This is a genomic window from Bacillus sp. FSL W8-0102 (assembly GCF_038007225.1).
Taxonomy (GTDB): domain Bacteria; phylum Bacillota; class Bacilli; order Bacillales; family DSM-4216; genus Bacillus_O; species Bacillus_O smithii.
Genome location: NZ_JBBOWT010000001.1, coordinates 1,268,130 through 1,285,655 on the forward strand (window position 1 = coordinate 1,268,130; position 17,526 = coordinate 1,285,655).

The 17,526-nt window shown below is 42.2% G+C and carries 19 protein-coding genes and 2 riboswitches; of the genes, 14 read left to right on the forward strand and 5 right to left on the reverse strand.

Translation table 11 applies throughout. From position 1 onward, the window contains the following. Position 1 precedes the first annotated feature (1 nt). The 5 genes from comGC to N1I87_RS06170 are packed head-to-tail and all read left to right on the forward strand — an operon-like array spanning position 2 to position 1,718. On the forward strand, positions 2 to 316 hold the full coding sequence (gene comGC, locus N1I87_RS06150; RefSeq protein ID WP_003355330.1) for a competence type IV pilus major pilin ComGC: 315 nt from the start codon (positions 2 to 4) through the stop codon (positions 314 to 316). A gap of 2 nt (positions 317 to 318) precedes the next feature. Further along, positions 319 to 756 (forward strand): competence type IV pilus minor pilin ComGD, encoded by a 438-nt coding sequence (gene comGD, locus N1I87_RS06155; protein WP_048623680.1) that lies wholly within the window; start codon positions 319 to 321, stop codon positions 754 to 756. Positions 757 to 795: 39 nt separating this feature from the next. Then, positions 796 to 1,110: a prepilin-type N-terminal cleavage/methylation domain-containing protein gene (locus N1I87_RS06160; protein WP_327796984.1), complete on the forward strand. Its 315-nt coding sequence runs from the start codon at positions 796 to 798 to the stop codon at positions 1,108 to 1,110. A 10-nt stretch (positions 1,111 to 1,120) separates the two neighbouring features. Continuing rightward, positions 1,121 to 1,549: a competence type IV pilus minor pilin ComGF gene (gene comGF / locus N1I87_RS06165; RefSeq protein ID WP_270583211.1), complete on the forward strand. Its 429-nt coding sequence runs from the start codon at positions 1,121 to 1,123 to the stop codon at positions 1,547 to 1,549. Then, on the forward strand, positions 1,542 to 1,718 hold the full coding sequence (locus N1I87_RS06170; RefSeq protein WP_341101049.1) for a hypothetical protein: 177 nt from the start codon (positions 1,542 to 1,544) through the stop codon (positions 1,716 to 1,718). Before comGF ends, N1I87_RS06170 begins: the two co-directional genes overlap by 8 nt. A gap of 229 nt (positions 1,719 to 1,947) precedes the next feature. Here N1I87_RS06170 and N1I87_RS06175 read toward each other — a convergent pair whose 3' ends face one another. Then, complete coding sequence (locus N1I87_RS06175; RefSeq protein WP_328192315.1) at positions 1,948 to 3,411, reverse strand: transposase; 1,464 nt, start codon at positions 3,409 to 3,411, stop codon at positions 1,948 to 1,950. Between the two features lie 352 nt (positions 3,412 to 3,763). Between N1I87_RS06175 and comGG the strand changes: the two genes are divergently transcribed. Genes comGG through N1I87_RS18000 form a run of 3 tightly spaced genes read left to right on the forward strand, consistent with a single transcriptional unit; the run spans position 3,764 to position 4,705 of the window. Further along, on the forward strand, positions 3,764 to 3,967 hold the full coding sequence (comGG, locus tag N1I87_RS17995; protein WP_445285710.1) for a competence type IV pilus minor pilin ComGG: 204 nt from the start codon (positions 3,764 to 3,766) through the stop codon (positions 3,965 to 3,967). 14 nt (positions 3,968 to 3,981) lie between these two features. Beyond that, entirely contained in the window at positions 3,982 to 4,482 is a 501-nt protein-coding gene (locus N1I87_RS06180; protein ID WP_270583213.1) for a shikimate kinase, read from the forward strand. A 46-nt stretch (positions 4,483 to 4,528) separates the two neighbouring features. Further along, positions 4,529 to 4,705, forward strand: a complete 177-nt coding sequence (locus N1I87_RS18000; RefSeq protein ID WP_082142312.1) for a YqzE family protein — start codon at positions 4,529 to 4,531, stop codon at positions 4,703 to 4,705. A gap of 72 nt (positions 4,706 to 4,777) precedes the next feature. On the opposite strand, the gene N1I87_RS06185 is transcribed toward N1I87_RS18000, so the two are convergent. Both N1I87_RS06185 and N1I87_RS06190 read right to left on the reverse strand, forming a co-directional pair. Next, positions 4,778 to 5,563 carry a YqhG family protein gene (locus N1I87_RS06185; protein WP_003355322.1) on the reverse strand — a complete coding sequence of 262 codons (786 nt, stop codon included), beginning with the start codon at positions 5,561 to 5,563 and terminating at the stop codon, positions 4,778 to 4,780. After that, on the reverse strand, positions 5,532 to 7,232 hold the full coding sequence (locus N1I87_RS06190; protein WP_270583215.1) for a DEAD/DEAH box helicase: 1,701 nt from the start codon (positions 7,230 to 7,232) through the stop codon (positions 5,532 to 5,534). Before N1I87_RS06190 ends, N1I87_RS06185 begins: the two co-directional genes overlap by 32 nt. Positions 7,233 to 7,404: 172 nt before the next feature. Beyond that, positions 7,405 to 7,493, forward strand: a riboswitch (glycine riboswitch). A gap of 3 nt (positions 7,494 to 7,496) precedes the next feature. Then, positions 7,497 to 7,569, forward strand: a riboswitch (glycine riboswitch). 65 nt (positions 7,570 to 7,634) lie between these two features. Here N1I87_RS06190 and gcvT point away from each other — a divergent pair. From gcvT to gcvPB, 3 genes are read left to right on the forward strand one after another with little or no spacing between them, the layout of a single operon-like run. Then, the gene (gcvT, locus tag N1I87_RS06195) at positions 7,635 to 8,732 is read left to right on the forward strand and encodes a glycine cleavage system aminomethyltransferase GcvT (protein ID WP_270583216.1); all 1,098 of its coding nucleotides are present in this window, start codon (positions 7,635 to 7,637) and stop codon (positions 8,730 to 8,732) included. A gap of 19 nt (positions 8,733 to 8,751) precedes the next feature. Beyond that, entirely contained in the window at positions 8,752 to 10,092 is a 1,341-nt protein-coding gene (gcvPA, locus tag N1I87_RS06200) for an aminomethyl-transferring glycine dehydrogenase subunit GcvPA (protein WP_341101056.1), read from the forward strand. Next, the gene (gene gcvPB / locus N1I87_RS06205; protein WP_327824000.1) at positions 10,092 to 11,552 is read left to right on the forward strand and encodes an aminomethyl-transferring glycine dehydrogenase subunit GcvPB; all 1,461 of its coding nucleotides are present in this window, start codon (positions 10,092 to 10,094) and stop codon (positions 11,550 to 11,552) included. Before gcvPA ends, gcvPB begins: the two co-directional genes overlap by 1 nt. A 263-nt stretch (positions 11,553 to 11,815) precedes the next feature. Here gcvPB and N1I87_RS06210 read toward each other — a convergent pair whose 3' ends face one another. Next, positions 11,816 to 12,199: a rhodanese-like domain-containing protein gene (locus tag N1I87_RS06210; protein ID WP_390895380.1), complete on the reverse strand. Its 384-nt coding sequence runs from the start codon at positions 12,197 to 12,199 to the stop codon at positions 11,816 to 11,818. A gap of 162 nt (positions 12,200 to 12,361) precedes the next feature. Between N1I87_RS06210 and N1I87_RS06215 the strand changes: the two genes are divergently transcribed. The 3 genes from N1I87_RS06215 (at position 12,362) to N1I87_RS06225 (ending at position 17,138) form a co-directional block, all read left to right on the forward strand. Beyond that, positions 12,362 to 13,201 carry a lipoate--protein ligase family protein gene (locus tag N1I87_RS06215; RefSeq protein ID WP_341101058.1) on the forward strand — a complete coding sequence of 280 codons (840 nt, stop codon included), beginning with the start codon at positions 12,362 to 12,364 and terminating at the stop codon, positions 13,199 to 13,201. Between the two features lie 343 nt (positions 13,202 to 13,544). Then, positions 13,545 to 16,109, forward strand: coding sequence for a vitamin B12-dependent ribonucleotide reductase (locus tag N1I87_RS06220; protein WP_270583237.1), 2,565 nt, complete (start codon positions 13,545 to 13,547; stop codon positions 16,107 to 16,109). A gap of 150 nt (positions 16,110 to 16,259) precedes the next feature. Further along, positions 16,260 to 17,138 (forward strand): patatin-like phospholipase family protein, encoded by an 879-nt coding sequence (locus N1I87_RS06225; RefSeq protein ID WP_048623669.1) that lies wholly within the window; start codon positions 16,260 to 16,262, stop codon positions 17,136 to 17,138. Positions 17,139 to 17,155: 17 nt separating this feature from the next. On the opposite strand, the gene N1I87_RS06230 is transcribed toward N1I87_RS06225, so the two are convergent. After that, positions 17,156 to 17,494, reverse strand: a complete 339-nt coding sequence (locus N1I87_RS06230; protein WP_048623668.1) for an SA1362 family protein — start codon at positions 17,492 to 17,494, stop codon at positions 17,156 to 17,158. Positions 17,495 to 17,526: the final 32 nt, after the last annotated feature.

Here is a 17,526-nt window from a genome sequence, read left to right on the forward strand (position 1 = left end):
AATGTTCAAAAAACAAGATGGCTTTACACTTATCGAGATGATGATCGTTTTGCTGATCATTTCGATCTTGCTGTTTATTACGATTCCCAATGTGGTCAAGCAAAGCAGCAGCATTCATAACAAAGGCTGTGAGGCGTTTCAACACATGGTTGAAGGACAAGTTCAATCGTATCGGATGGATCATCAAACGTTGCCATCTTCTGTGGATGATTTAGTAAGCGGGGGCTATTTGCGGCAAGGAGAAACGTCTTGTCCAAATGGAGATAAAATAGACATCGGTTCTAATGGCGAAGTGATTGTAAAGAGAGGCAGTTAATTTTGAAGTGGAATTCTCGCGGATATACGTTGTTGGAAGCCTTGCTCGTTTTGATGATGATTTCCGCCATGTTGTTGATTACAGTGATTCCGTATCCAAAGATGCAAAAACAATTAGACAAACAAATGTTTATCACTCAGCTGCGAGCGGATATGGAAAGAGCGCAGATGTACGCATTGTCTCACCAAAAATCTGTATTTTTACGTTTTTATTCCTCGGAAAAATACGTTGCGTCTCTTTCTTCGCAAGAAATATTGTTTACCCGAAAAGTTCCGGAAGGATTTGAGTTTTTAAGGGGCGGGATGGACAGTATTACGTTTCTTCCCACCGGAAATACAAATCAGTTTGGCACCATTGCGATTAAATATGACCATCAAATCATTCAGTTCACCTTCTATATAGGAAAAGGAAGAATCAATGTCAAGGAAGAGTCACTATAAACATTCAAAATAAAGATATGGGATTGAAAAGGAGAAAGCATGATATCGAAGAATGAAAAAGGTTTTACCTTGTTAGAAAGTTTATTGTCTTTAACCATCGTCGTGTTGTTGGCACAATGGTTGTTTCCACTGATGTTTCACATGGCAATCAAGCTGGAAAGCGGTTCGAAAGAAGGGACAGGGATGAGACTTTTGTACGAAGAGTTGCAGGAACATTTCGTCCAAATAAACGGGAATGCCCAAAGAAAGGAGGGGAATACCGATTATCAGCTCTATTGGGGAGAAAACGAAAAAAGTAAACAATTTGCTTGTGTACAAACGAGCGAAACGAAAAGGTGTCTGGAAGAACAGTAACGGTTTTACCATGATTGAAACATTACTTGCTTTTACTGTCTTTTTAGGGGTTGCCTCGCTGTTTCCTCTTTTTTATCAATCTTTGTATGAGTTTGACCGAACGATTCAACAAGGAAATAAAGAAGAATGGGATCTTTTCCTTATTCAATTGCGTCGAGAATTGCAATCCTCTTCTCAATGGAAACCGGATGAATCGCGACTAACCTTTTCAAACGCCGAAGGGACGGTGTTAATTGAAAAATATCAAACGGTTTTGCGAAGAAGAGTGAATCAAACGGGACATGAAGTGATGCTTCAAAATGTGGATAATGCTCGTTTTTATTGGAAAGAAGGGTGTCTGAGACTCGACGTTCAATTTACGGATGGCGAGAGGAGAGAGGCGCGATTTTTCCCGCTATCGGCGCTCGCTGTAAAAAAAGGGGAGGAGAATGATGAATGAAAAAGGAGCTGTTTATCCGTATGTGCTTGTGTTTTTCATCATCTTACAGGCAGCCGTTGTATGGGGCACCGGTATTTATTTGTCCCGCTATCAAACATTGAAGGAATTGACCAATTATTATGAGACAAAGGTGATGGAAACACTTGCTTTAGAGCCTCTGCCAAAATAAAAATATACCCTTGAGCGAGGCTCTGGAAAATTAATTATCCCGATTTTTTTTGCCTTTTCATCCAGATTTTCAATTTACATCCAGATTTTTAATTCAATAGAAGTAAAACGGTCATTTTTCTTCAAAAAAAGGGCATACGTATCCCGCCTTCACAAAATGGTTTTTTTCACTACCCTTTGTGGAAAGAAAACGTTCATTTGAGTTATTCACATATCCACCTGTGAATAACTTAATTTGCTCTTTGCAGCCGATTGCGTGTCCATCCACAATTGGCCTTTCCTGTCTGATGGTACGCCATATTTGCCATGATATGCATAGATATCATGCATCGATCTACATGAGCTTCAACTGCCTGCTTCCCACGCTTGTGAACACGACGGAGACTGTATCCGTCTTTTAGAATGCCAAAGATTCTTTCGATGATCGTCCTGGCACTATATAACACTTCAAATGTGCGACCATGTTGCGGCAACTCGACATCTACTTGAGGCGTTTGATCAAAGTCTATCCTAAATACTCTTCCTTGTGCTGCCCCATTACAACATTCCGCGTGATTCGCTAGCGGGCAGGTGAGACCTTCTTGCTTGGCATTTGGATGAAATACAGGACAAGTGTAAATATATTGCCCCTTTTCCCGATCAGATCCTCTAAGTTCCATTTTATGTCCACTGATACAGATGGGAGTGCCGTACCGGTTGATTTTTTCAATCCCTCGGGCGGTAGTTGGTTTATCTTTACGGTTCCGTGGATTGATCGGTGCCACCAATTTCGCCTGTAATACATCCTTTGTCACTTTTTGATTTTCCGGCGTTTGGTAGATTCCATCTGCCAGGATAAAGCTCAACTGCTCAGCCATCTCGGGGTGCTCTGCCTTAAACGTTTCCAATGTCGGTTCTAATGTTTTCCCATCGGGTGTATTTCCTTTAAATACTTCCCGCGTCAAAGGCAAACCGGATCTCACCCCGCATACCATTGATAATTTATGCGCAATATAGGAGACTGCATTACTTTTACGCATTACCCCTACATTGTCGTCCGTAAGGACTCTGGGGCAATCGCAATTACCCTCACAAGAACACGTCTTCCTTGTTTTATTCAAGGTTGCTTCTGCCTCTATATGCGATGTATCCACGGCGGCTGCTTCCTCATTCGTTTCAACCACGCCTTCCCCTTTATTATATTCAACAACCAATAGCCGGGCTTTTTCCCAAAGACCATTTGTTGTCATGATTTGATCAAAACGAGCAAAGGAACGGTAGCTCGGAATTTTCTCCGTAAATCCACACATGGTGGCAAATAGCGGGTTTGATTTCACTTGCAAATAGACACTCTCCACCATCACTTCAATATACTGTAAAGAGGCCAGTTCAAAAGCACGAAAAAAGGGCATGAAAGGATGCGGTTTTCTCCCAGTGGAAGGGAGATGAAATAATGAAGACGCAGACTTGTCTTCTTCCTCCGTTATTGAAAATAGTGCCGGTTGTATTTCATTAGAAGGATCATGTGCTCTTTCATTTTTTAGGTGCAAATATAAAAGGGTGTAGTATTCTCGTTCAATCGGCTTAAAAATCTCCCATGGGAAACACATGGCTGGAATGACAAATGGTATATCGGCATAGTCTTGCCAATTGTGGGGAATCAAATTTTGTTGTATTGAAAAGTCTCTGGTTTGTGTTAGAATAGAAATAGTCATGAAATCACTCCCTGGATATTTGGGCGTACTTATATCTTAACAAAGGAGTGGCTTTCATGGCTCTTTTTTTTTCAAAAAAAATCATCCTTTTCCGTTTTACAATATTTACCACAGGAATGAGTAGCCTAATCTATTGAAACTCGCCCAAAGCCTCAAAAAGTGATAAAATTCTGGCACTTATAATAAGCAAATTTATCCTATTAAAATCAAAAACTCACAATTTCTTTTTATATTTGTCATAATGTTCCTACAAACGTCTTTTTTCTTTAGTGGAATAAATCAACGAACTTTAATTGTCTGACTGCTTACAGTTTCAGGGGATATAGCATTTTGGCAAGGGCTCTTAAAGAAAATTTTAGCCAACGCCCCGGATATCGAGAGCGGTCCAAAGACGTATCCATATTCTGCAGGGAAAGTCGAATATACGACTAAGCCGTACGAGGATCCGCAATATGTGATTTTGCAATTGACCACGATCAAAGGAAATGGGGCTAGTTTTACATCCAGCTTCCTATATAATAAAAATAACGGAAAAATAGAGAAAGCGTTGAATTAAAGGGGAAGATAAAGATGAAACCGGTATTTCTCATCGGGTTTATGGGAGCAGGGAAAACGACCATCGGCCAAGCACTAAGTGCCCGCCTAAACAAGCCCGTTTACGATACGGACCAAATGATAGAAAGAAAATACGGCAAAAGTATATCCCAAATATTTGAATTATACGGAGAACAAGAGTTTCGAAAAATGGAAACCGCTCTGCTCAAAGAAATAACAGAGAAAAGCGGCATTATAACGACAGGGGGCGGCATTATTTTAACGAATGAAAACCGGGAATGGATGAAAAAAACCGGTGATGTCATTTTTCTTCAATGCGATTTTTCTTTTTTGTGGGAGAGGCTGGAAGGAGATCATACACGTCCTCTAGTTTATCATCGAAAAAAAGATGAAGTGGAGTCATTGTATAAAAACCGCCTGCCTCTCTATCTGGAGAGCGCGACGATAACGATTGATACCACCGATAAAACGGTGGAAGAAACGGTCGATGAAATTATCCGTCGTTTAAATGGTTGATGGATTGGGCAAAATGAAGCCAAAAGGGAAAAGGCAGGTGTTTTGAATGACGGCGAATGATTTGGTGAAAGATATCGTCAAAACTTTCGTTGCTTACTTGAACCAGCCTCCATCAAAAAGAACTGAACGGCGCCGAACCAAAAAGCAATATCGCCCTCCGTTTCTATACCGATGGTTTGGGCAGATTCCATACGAACTCCTTTCTATATTAAAAAGGAAATAGAAAAGGAAAAATGAAAGCTGGTTTCCGGTAAGGGGACCGGCTTGATTGTTTTTCTTTACAAGAAACAACCTGTCAGCGCTGCCTTAAATAAAATATTCCTCCGTTAATGATATCAATGTTAATGCGTGGTTCGTATTGTTCGCGAAGCGCTTCTTTTTCAATCTGATAAGCATCCGGTTTTTCTTCTGTTTCTTCATAAAAATGATCGAGCAGCGCTAAATCCTCTTCCCATCTCTCAATAGCTCGAGCAGCCCATTCATGGCTCTCTTTCGATATTTTTTGCTCAATAAATCTTCTAATCCGATGGATTCCGCTCACTGGACTGATCATAGGGGTTAGGGTGAATGAGAAATCCGGGATTTTCGGTGTCATGGACAATGTTTTGACATAGTCGAAAAAATGTTCTTGTATTTGGCCATAAATTAAATTGATTCCGTACGATCCAAAGATCTCCTTTTTTCGGTCTGCCTGATAAGAAATTTTTACATTTAAGCAAACCCATGGATGAAGGGGAATATGGCCGTGTGGTTTCTCTTCAGATTGTTCATATAAGCGAATAAATCCAGCTAATTTTTTCGTACATTGAAAAATTTGATGCAGTCGGGGGGAGCCGTAATGAATGATTTCTCCCTTTTCATTCGGCGCTTCGTTTTGATCCGTAATAAGCGCCAATTTCATTGGATTGGGGGCACCGCCGGTTTTTTCAATATAATGCCAATAAAAAGGCCGATTCATTAATTCTTTATCCATTTCTTTCGTTAATTGAACATGGAGGAATCCTTTTTTGTTTTCTAATATCGGGCATTTATTTGCTGTGAAAAAACGTTCAAGATATTGATGGATTTGCTTGTTTTCCATGCTTCCACTCCTCTTTTCCCATCGTTTGGGCCCATTGAATCATAGATGATAAATTGTCCATTTTTATTTTCATTTCCCCTTCGGATTTGGAATGGAGGAAGATGTCAGCGAATAATTCTTCTAGATTTCCCGCTTCAAAATGGGTCAAAATTTCATCTAACTCACCGACAACTTGTTCAAACAAACGGATTTTTTCGTATAGCAATTTTAAAATATGCTCTTCGACCGTTCCTTTAATGGCAAAATTATAAATATGGACATCTTTGGTCTGTCCCAGCCGATGAACCCGGCCGATCCGCTGTTCCAAACGCATCGGATTCCATGGCAAATCAAAATTTATAATGTGATGGCAAAATTGCAAGTTGATTCCTTCCCCGCCTGCTTCCGTGGCGATCAATACTTGAGCGTGGTTTTGAAATAATTCTTTCATCCAATCTTTTTTGCCCCTTTTGAACCCGCCCCGGAAAGGAACAGAGGTGATACCGTGCTGTTTTAAAAACCATTGAAGATACATTTGAGTGGCTCTGTATTCCGTAAAAATAATGACTTTGTCATTGATGTTTTGTATGAGTTCAAGTGCTTTCTCTGCTTTGGCATTCGATTGGACTTCGTTGACAGCTTGAAGCAGCTCATTCATTTTTTCTGCGAAATAAGGAGAGAGGCCTTCATTTTTCTCCAGCATGTTTTTGATTGTGAAAAAGACCGCTTCTCTGCTGCTGCAAGCTTCTCTTTGAAGCGTCAATATGGAAATGGCGCTTTGCACAAAGTGGTCGTATTCTTCTTTTATGGTGGACAGCTGATCGTACAGCTTTCTTTCTGAATTAGAAAACTCAATCAAGATCGTTTGCACCTTACGTTTTGTCCATTCTATCCCTGTATCTTTTCTTCTGTTTCGGATCATGACCTTTTTCACCAATTCTCGTAAATGCACGCTGTTCTGTACAGAACGTTTATCTTTTTTAAAGCGCTCGAAAAAGGCGCTTTCATTCCCTAAATGTCCCGGTTTCAACAAAGATACGAGATGAAAGAGTTCATCGATTCGATTTTGAACGGGGGTTGCTGTTAGCAACAGGCAAAATTTTTTCTTTAAGTTTTGTACAAATTCATAGTTTTTGGTCTTGGGATTTTTAAGTTTATGGGCTTCATCGATAATGACGAAATCATAGTTTTGTTCGTAAATGATCGAGCGATGCGGATCGCGTTTGGCCGTATCAATGGAGGTCACAACGACATCGCACTGTTCCCATACATAACTTTTTTTTTGGGCAACGGCCGGAATCAGAAATTTGGTGTTCAATTCATGTGTCCATTGCGATACGAGTGAAGCGGGAACGAGAATAAGCACTTTTTTGGCGAGACCTCGAATCATATATTCTTTTAAAACCAGACCGGCCTCAATCGTTTTCCCCAGCCCCACTTCATCTGCCAATATAGCTTTTCCGTTCATTTCTTCAATTACTTGCTGCGCTGCCTCAAGTTGATGAGGAAGAGGGGTAAGATGAGGCAAAAATTTAGGAGCGACCAAGCCTGTAAAGTCAGGAATAATCATATCTTTTTCCATTTCAACGGCTAATTGAAATAGATCCCAATGTCCCCATGGACCGTCCTGTTCGAGTTTGGATGCGAATTCTTGTGGCCATTGTTCATCAAATAGAATTTTTAATTCCATAAAAGTCATCTCCTTTCAAAAAAAGATTGCTGGAATAGCCTCCTTAATGGTAGGATAAAACCAAAGAAAGTTTTGAAAGTTTTTTATTCCAAAACTAGTCCGACAAGTATGCTAGGGATCATTTCCGTTTTGATTTTCCTAGTATGCCCAAATTTCAATTAAATATCGGCGAATGAAAACAGGGGGAGAGACTGCTTTATGCAGCGCCGAAGGAGCAAGCAAAAGTGCGAATCTCTCAGGCAAAAGAACTCCTGTTGGACGCACCTCTGGAGAGTGTTCCATTTGGAGCCACCAAAGAAGACAACATTTTTGGAAACTTTCAGGTTTAAGGACAGAGAACTCAACTAAACGGGAGTTCTCTGTCTTTTTCTGTTTCACGATCAATGAAGTAGGGGGAGAGATATGGAACGTTTAAAAAGGACGGCCCTTTTCCACTTGTACAAAGAATATGGGGCTAAAACGATTGATTTTGGCGGATGGGAGATGCCTGTGCAGTTTACAAGTATAAAGGAAGAACATAGTGCGGTAAGGGAAAGAGCCGGATTATTCGATGTGTCCCATATGGGGGAAATTGTCGTAAAAGGGGATGACAGCGAAAAGTTTCTTCAAAAAATGGTAACGAACGATGTTTCCCGTTTAAAGTCAGGCAGGGCCATGTATACAGCCATGTGTTACGAGAACGGCGGGACAGTGGATGATCTCCTGATTTACAAGCTGGATGAAAAAGAATATTTGCTGGTTGTCAATGCTGCCAATACGGAAAGTGATTTTCAATGGCTGCAGGGCCATCTGGAAGGAGACGTAACGATCGAAAATGAATCGGAGCATTGGGGACAGCTGGCGATTCAAGGACCGTTGGCGGAAAAAGTTTTACAAAAATTAGTGGATATGGATCTTTCTAAGCTAAAAGCTTTTACGTTTCAAACGAATGTGGATATCCAAGGTTCAAAGGCGCTGGTTTCCCGGACAGGATATACGGGAGAAGACGGGTTTGAAATTTATTGCCGCGCTAGCGATTCCCCTGATATTTGGAATCATCTTTTAGAGGCCGGAAAAGAAGAAAAGGTGCTTCCTTGTGGATTAGGCGCAAGAGATACGCTCCGATTTGAAGCTTGCTTGCCGTTGTATGGCCAGGAGCTGTCGGCTGATATCACTCCGATTGAGGCCGGCATCGGGTTTGTTGTAAAACTCCATAAAGACGAGTTTATCGGAAAAGAAGCGTTAAACATTCAAAAAGAAAGAGGGACACAACGAAAAATAGTCGGTTTGGAAATGATCGATAGAGGGATCCCTCGAAATGGATATCCTGTTTTTTCGGATGATCAGCCAATAGGATATATCACATCCGGCACGCAATCGCCGACATTAAAGAAAAATATCGGGCTTGCTCTTCTAAAGAGTGAATTTGCCCATCTTGGCAGCGAGATTCAAGTGGAAATTCGCCAACAAAAGCTGGCGGCCAAGGTAGTTGAGACACCTTTTTATAAGCGTTCGAAATAGAGAAGGGGAGGAGAATGGAATGAAGCATCGTTATTTGCCTATGACAGAAACGGATCAACAAGAAATGCTGAAAGCCATCGGTGTGGAGTCGGTGGACGAACTTTTTCGTGATATACCGGAAAAAGTGCGATTCCAAGGTGAGTACAATATTAAAAAAGCGTCACCAGAATCGACGTTGAAAAAGGAATTGACCCAGCTTTCCCGTAGAAATGCGAACACAAAAGAGTATATATCCTTCTTAGGAGCGGGTGTTTACGATCATTACATTCCCGCGATTGTGGATCATGTTCTTTCACGCTCTGAATTTTATACCGCCTATACACCTTATCAGCCGGAAATTTCTCAAGGGGAATTGCAGGCCATTTTCGAGTTTCAAACAATGATCTGTGAATTAACTGGAATGGATGTAGCCAATTCTTCGATGTATGACGGGGCGACGGCTCTTGCTGAGGCGGCGCTGCTTTCCGCTGCCCAAACGAGACGCAATAAAGTGCTGATTTCTTCCGCCGTTCATCCGGAATCAAAAGAAGTTCTGAAAACGTATGCGAAAGGACGACGGCTTGAAGTGGTGGAAATCACGGCGACTGAAGGTACGACGGACGTACATGAGTTAGCCAATCAAATCGATTCGAATACTGCGGCGGTCATTGTTCAGTATCCGAATTTTTTGGGCAGAGTCGAACCGCTCGTTGAACTGGCGGATATCGCTCATTCCGAAAAGGCGATGTTTGTTGTTTCCGCCAATCCGCTTGCTCTTGGGGTTTTAGAGCCGCCTGGAAAATTCAGGGCAGACATTGTGGTCGGCGACTGCCAGCCCTTCGGAATTCCTGCAGCATTTGGGGGACCGCATTGCGGCTATTTTGCCGTCACGGAAAAATTGATGCGGAAAATCCCCGGAAGGTTAGTGGGGCAAACGGTAGATGAAGATGGCAAAAGAGGATTTGTATTAACTCTCCAAGCACGGGAACAGCATATCCGCCGCGATAAAGCGACATCCAATATTTGTTCCAACCAAGCTTTAAACGCTTTAGCAGCTAGCGTAGCGATGACGGCTCTTGGCAAAAAAGGATTAAGAGAAATGGCGGAACAAAACGTGCAAAAAGCTTATTATGCGAAAAAACAGCTTCAGAAAAATGGCGCCATCGTCGCTTTTGACGGACCCTCTTTCAATGAATTTGTCATTCGTTTAAATAAACCGGTGAAGGACGTAAATAAGCGGCTTTTTCAAAAAAAGATAATCGGCGGGTACGATTTAGGCAAAATGGATCCAATGCTTCAAAATCATATGCTGATTGCGGTAACGGAACTTCGCACAAAAGAAGAAATTGATTTATTGGTCAAAGAATTGGGGGGATTATGATGAACAAAACGGATCAGCCTCTTATTTTTGAAATTTCCAAGTCTGGCCGCATCGGATACAGTTTGCCGGAGCTGGATGTCCCTAAGGTTGACGTGGCGGACATTCTTCCAACGTCATATATAAGGCAAGAAGAGCCGGATTTGCCGGAAGTATCTGAGTTGGATATTATGCGTCACTACACGGCTCTTTCCAAACGAAACCACGGTGTTGATTCCGGGTTTTATCCGCTCGGTTCCTGTACGATGAAATATAATCCCAAAATAAATGAAGATGTCGCCCGGTTGGAAGGCTTTCGTCATATTCATCCGCTGCAGGACGAAGAAACCGTTCAAGGTTCACTGGAGTTGATGTACGATCTTCAGGAACATTTAAAAGAAATAACAGGAATGGATGAAGTGACTTTGCAGCCGGCTGCCGGAGCACACGGCGAATGGACAGGTCTTATGATGATTCGCGCCTATCACGAAGCGCGAGGCGATGACAAACGAACGAAAGTGATCATCCCCGATTCCGCTCACGGTACCAATCCCGCATCGGCGACCATTGCCGGATTTGATACCATTACGGTAAAATCGAACGAACAAGGTCTTGTCGACTTGGAAGATCTACGGAGAGTAGCGGGGGAAGATACAGCGGCCTTAATGCTGACGAATCCGAATACGTTAGGGCTCTTTGAGGAGAATATTCTTGAAATCGCTGAAATCATTCATCAAGTCGGAGGAAAGCTTTATTATGACGGCGCTAATTTAAATGCCGTTCTTTCAAAGGCGCGTCCGGGTGATATGGGCTTTGATGTAGTCCATTTGAATCTTCACAAAACTTTCACAGGACCGCATGGGGGAGGCGGACCCGGTTCTGGACCTGTCGGTGTGAAAAAGGAATTAATCCCTTATTTGCCCAAGCCCGTTTTAACAAAAAAAGATGGGATCTTTGTTTGGGATGAGGACCGTCCGTATTCTATCGGCAGAGTGAAACCGTATTACGGCAATTTCGGCATTCTTGTTCGCGCTTATACGTATATTCGTTCCATGGGGCCGGACGGTTTAAAAGCGGTCAGCGAAAATGCCGTCATTAACGCCAACTATATGATGAGAAAGCTGGCTCCATATTACGAACTGCCATATGACCGGCATTGTAAACATGAGTTTGTGCTAAGCGGAAAACGCCAGAAAAAATTGGGCGTTCGGACATTGGACATTGCGAAACGGCTGTTGGATTTTGGCTTTCATCCCCCGACCATTTATTTTCCGCTCAATGTGGAAGAATGTCTGATGATCGAACCGACGGAAACGGAATCGAAGGAAACGCTGGACTCTTTTATTGAAGCGATGATTCAAATTGCGAAAGAAGCGGAAGAACAGCCGGAAATCGTCCAAGAAGCTCCTCATACCACTGTGATCCGCCGCTTGGATGAAACGGCCGCTGCCCGAAAGCCGATTTTGCGATTTAAACGATCATAACGGTTGATGGAGTTTTCGCATTTCCATCCTTCCTTATCAAGGAAGGATGGAAATCAGGAAGACGGCCTACAAGCGAGGACGAATGGACAGAAAAAAGAACGAAACCATGGAAAACGACCAAATGGTTGAACATAAATAAGTCCGATCGTTTGCAGAAAAAAAGAGACTGGTTCAAGAAAAAGGAATATTTGGCCTATTTGCTGCGAACTCCCTTTTCTCGTCCAGTCTTTGTCATGATGTTCGTTTAAAATGACGAAATTTCGTTATTTTCCGGTTTTGATTTTCCCCGTCCATTTTTTGAAGCCGCCTTCTAACTGATAAAGTTGACGGTAACCGTGCCGGTATAAATATTGTGCAGCTCGTCCGCTTCTTAAACCGCTTTGACAATAAAGATACACCGGTTTGTCCGGACGGATTTCCTTCATTCTCATTTTGATTTGTGTGAGAGGAATGTTGCGGGCTCCCAGGATGTGACCGGCTTCAAATTCATTCGGTTCCCTGACGTCGATCAGTTGCGCTTTTCTGTAGCCGGCTTTAAATTCATCTTCTTTTAATGTTTTGACAACTCTTTTTTGTGTAAAATACACGAAGAGAAAATAAATAAGAACAACTACGATAATCGTGGCTAGCGTATACAGCAAGTTTATAGCTCCTTTCCCTTAAGATGCACTAATATTTATTATAGTCATCGCTGTTCTTTTAATCAAAATCTTTTCTATGATTTTTTGTGCAGAATTCTTTCTTTGTGTTTTCACGGATCGTTTGATAGACTAGAGAAGGAAATTTTCAGGTTAAAGAGGGTGAATGGAATGGAAAAAAAAGAAGTGTGGAAATTTATTGATTCCGGTAAATGTTCGCCTTCTTTCAATATGGCCCTTGATGAAGCTCTTTTGGATTGGCACAGCAAAGGAGACATTCCTCCTGTGATCCGCTTTTACGGATGGAATCCACCGACGTTATCGATCGGTTATTTCCAAAAAGCGGAAAAAGAAATTGATCTGGAAGCTGTTAAAAAACACGGCTTAGGATTTGTACGTCGCCCCACAGGCGGAAGAGGCGTTTTGCATGAACATGAACTTACATACAGTGTCATTGTAACGGAAGAGCATCCGCGCATGCCGAAAACCGTAACGGAAGCTTACAGGGTGATTTCCGAAGGAATCCTTAAAGGGTTCCAATACCTTGGTTTAGACGCATATTTTGCCATCCCCCATACGGAAGAAGAAAAAAACAAATTAAAGGATCCGCGTTCTTCTGTTTGTTTTGATGCCCCAAGTTGGTATGAACTAGTAGTGGAAGGACGGAAAGTGGCAGGAAGTGCTCAAACAAGGCAAAAAGGAGTCATTCTGCAGCACGGTTCCATTTTGCTTGATTTGGATGAAGAGAAACTTTTCAGTTTGTTTCGCTATCCGAGTGAAAGAGTAAAAGAACGGATGATGAAATCGTTCAAAAACAAAGCGGTGGCCATTAATGAAATCAGTGCAAATCCTGTTACCATTGAAATGGCAAAGGAAGCTTTTAAAAAAGGATTTGAAGATGGCTTAAATATCCGATTGGAACCATACGAGCTGTCCGAACAGGAAAAGGCGTTTGTGGAAAAATTAGCCAAAGAAAAATACGAATCGGATGAATGGAATTTCAGACGTTAGCTACTGGGGAGAAAGCGGAGGCCGCATCCGCTTTTTCTCTTTTTTCGTTGCCGTGCCTTCTTTTTGCTGGAGGGCAGTGGTGATACATGTTGCCTTTCATTCTGCAAGTTTCAGAAATGATCATTTTTCGGCAATTATGGTCGTTTTCCCCTAAATATCTCTATTCTCCCAACGAAACCATCTTTTTTTTCGCTTGACAAAAAAGCGAATATAAATCAATATATAGTAATAGTGGAAGGGGTAATAGCACAATATATTGTGCGGTGCGTTTTTGTGAGTATAATATATGGCTTGGGTTTGTCCAAATGAAGAAACGTTTAAAGCTAGAAAAGGAGTTGTCGATATGTCTGTTGCGTTGAATAAAAACATGACGATTAACAAGGAACGTTTAAACAAGGATATACAGCTTTTCCCTCAGGTTCATCCCATTACGGATGACATGAAAATCACCTTTAAAGGTGTATCCCGGCTGGTCATGATCGATCGATATTCGTTTAAAGATACAGAGAAAATTACTTTGGCAGAAGGGGATTTTGTCGTTTTAACGGTGAAAGAGGATCCAAAATTTCCGGCCCGCGGATTAGGGTATATCGTCGGGATTGATTGGGAAGCCAAGAAGGCAGATGTATGGATTGAAGAGGAATACCGCAGTGCCATTGACGATCCGAAAGAATTGGAAACAGGTATCGTTCGTCGGCCGCTCAATGTCATTGAAAAACCTCTGGAAGTCTATTATGAACAAATCGCAAAGAGAAACGCAACAGGCCTAGCCTCCGTTGAAAAAACGGAAGAAAAAAGAAAAGAATGGTTTGAAAAATTTTATCGCGAGCTCGTCAGTTTGAATTTTGTTCCGGCTGGACGTGTGCTGTACGGAGCGGGATCCGGAAAGGATGTTACTTATTTCAACTGCTATGTGATGCCGTTTGTAAAGGACTCCCGTGAAGGCATCTCCGAACATCGCAAACAAGTAATGGAAATTATGTCGCGAGGCGGTGGGGTCGGAACGAACGGATCAACGCTTCGTCCTCGTCATGCATTGGCAAGAGGGGTAAATGGAAAATCATCAGGATCCGTTTCTTGGCTGGATGATATTGCTAAATTAACCCACCTGGTGGAACAAGGCGGTTCAAGACGTGGAGCTCAAATGATTATGCTGGCAGACTGGCATCCTGATATTGTGGAATTTATTATATCCAAAATGCAAAATCCGCGTATTTTGCGTTTCTTAATTGAAAATTCAAACGACGAACAAATTAAAAAGGCTGCGAGCGACAAACTGAAATTCACACCGCTTACTGAACTGGAAAAAGCGATGTATCAAGGGATTCTCAATTATAAAAACATTCCGGGACAAGGCGGTTTTGGCGAAAAAATTATTCAAGAAGCCGAAGAAAAGCTTCGTACAGGTGGAGTATATTCTGTCCATAATCCGGACTTTTTGACGGGAGCGAATATTTCGGTCTGCTTAACGAAGGAATTTATGGAAGCAGTCGAAAAAGATGAAGAATATGAACTCCGTTTTCCGGCTGTGGAATCTTACGATGAAAAAGAAATGGAAATTTACAATAACGAATGGCACAAAGTCGGAGATGTGCGCGAATGGGAGAAAATGGGCCACAAAGTGAAAACATACCGTAAAATTCGTGCACGTGAATTATGGAACTTAATCAACATTTGTGCTACATACTCTGCAGAGCCGGGCATTTTCTTTATTGACAATGCTAATGAAATGACGAACGCGGTAAGCTACGGACAAAAAATAGTGGCAACCAATCCGTGTGGTGAACAGCCGCTGGCTCCGTATTCTGTGTGCAACTTGGCAGCAGTCAACCTTGCCGAAATGGTGGATAAAGAAAACAAGACGGTTGATTTTGAAAAATTAAAACAGACGGTGGAAGTGGGCGTTCGCATGCAAGACAATGTCATCGATGCCACTCCTTACTTCCTGGAAGAGAACCGAAAACAAGCCCTCGGCGAACGTCGTATCGGTTTAGGCGTGATGGGCCTGGCGGATTTGCTGATCTACTGCGAGAAAGAGTACGGTTCGGAAGAAGGCAACAAGCTGGTTGACCGGGTATTTGAAACGATTGCAACGACGGCTTACAGAACATCGATTGAATTGGCGAAAGAAAAAGGAAGCTTCCCATATTTGGTAGGAGAAACGGAAGAAGAAACGAATAAGCTTCGCGAGTCCTTTATTCAATCCGGTTATATGAAAAAAATGCCGGAAGATATCCGTCAAGATATTTTGAAATACGGAATTCGCAATTCTCATTTATTAACGGTGGCGCCGACTGGATCCACAGGAACGATGGTGGGCGTATCCACAGGATTGGAACCGTATTTCTCCTTTACTTACTACCGCAGCGGCCGGTTAGGAAAATTTATCGAGGTAAAAGCGGATATCGTACAAGAATATTTGGATCAACATCCAGAAGCTGATCCGGATCATCTGCCGCACTGGTTTGTAACGGCGATGGATTTGTCTCCGGAAGCTCATGCCGATGTACAATGTGTGATTCAACGCTGGGTAGACAGCTCGATTTCCAAAACGGTCAACGCTCCTCGCGGTTATACGGTTGAACAAGTGCAGAAAGTGTACGAGCGTCTCTATAAAGGCGGGGCAAAAGGCGGAACCGTTTATGTTGACGGAAGCCGTGATTCACAAGTATTAACGTTAAAAGCAGAAGAAAACCATCCAGAGGAAGAGCCGATTGTGAATGATGCGGAAAAATCGGAACAACATGTCGTCATACTAGATACGATTCAAGATGTTCGTTCAACATCTGTGAAAATAGGCAACGAAGTCGGCGATACATGCCCTATCTGCCGCAAAGGGACGATTGAAGAAATCGGCGGCTGCAATACTTGTACAAACTGCGGTGCACAATTAAAATGTGGACTATAAAATAAAACTTCTGCTGTTTTTCAGAGAAATCTCTTTCTAAGAGGCTGATTCGCATTTAGAGTCAGCCTCGTTTTTTGTATCCAGAAGTTCTAATTGTCGTGCCCCATTCTTAAACATATAAAAGAAAGTTTGCATCGAAGGAGGGACCGTATGAAAATCGATGGAGTTTTTTCCGGAGGGGGAATAAGAGGTTTTGCGTTAATTGGCGCTTACCAAGAACTGGAAGAGAAAGGATATCAATTTATCAGACTTGCGGGTACAAGTGCCGGTTCGATCATTGCCGGTTTTATAGCGGCCGGTTATAGAAGCAGCGAAATTTACCAATTAATAGATGAAGTGGACTTGAAGGATTTGTTGGACGATTCTCCACGATACTTTCCGGCATTTTTAAATTGGCTAAAAGTCTATTGGAAATTAGGACTTTATAAAGGAGATTCATTAGAAGCATGGTTAAGCGAAAAATTGGCGCAAAAAGGTGTTCGGACATTTGCTGATTTACCTCCCGAGACACTGAGAGTCGTCGCTTCCGATTTGACAAACGGCCAGTTAATCGTTTTGCCGGATGATCTTCAGCCCTACGGCATTTCGCCTGAGAATTTTTCCGTCGCTCGAGCGATTCGCATGAGCTGTTCGCTCCCTTATTTTTTTCAGCCGGCAAAGCTTAAAACAGCTAAGGGAACAGCGTTGATCGCAGATGGAGGCATTTTGAGCAACTTTCCCATGTGGATTTTCGGCCAGGAGGGTAGAAAACGTCCGGTGATCGGCATTAAGCTGGTTCCGCGAGATTCCGATATTCAGGAAAAAAACATTCATAATGCCATTGAGTTGTTTAGCGCCCTTTTTAAAACGATGAAAGATGCTCACGATGCCCGTTATATATCCCGTAAACTGGAGAAAAACATTGTATTTATTAAAACGAATGGAATTAGTTTGACGGAGTTTGAATTAAATGATAATGAAAAACGCGTCCTTGTGGAATTAGGACGCGAACAAACTCGGCGGTTTTTAAAAAACTGGAGCTATGGTTAATGGAAGCGAGCCAAGGGTTAAGCTCGTTTTTTCTTTTTCCCTTTTTTTCCTTCGATGACGGTCAGATGGACGTCGTTTCTTCTGCGAATCGGTTTTCTTTTTTGGGTAGAAAGTCGGGATGATTGACGTTTCCTGATTCTTTTCTTGGATTTTTTAGCTGCTCTTAAAAATGCTTGCTGGTCTTTGCGTACCGGCTTTTTGATTCCCATTCTGTAGACGATATACAGAAGACTTGCAACAAAGATTAAAAACAGGATTCGCTTTCCCAGTGCATTAGGAGAGCCTGCAAAGAAAGACAATAACCCGATGGCGGCAAGACCCGTGATTAAAAAGAAAACGAAAGTGCGAATCTTCAAGAAACCCACCTCCCTGCCAGCATGAAATTCAT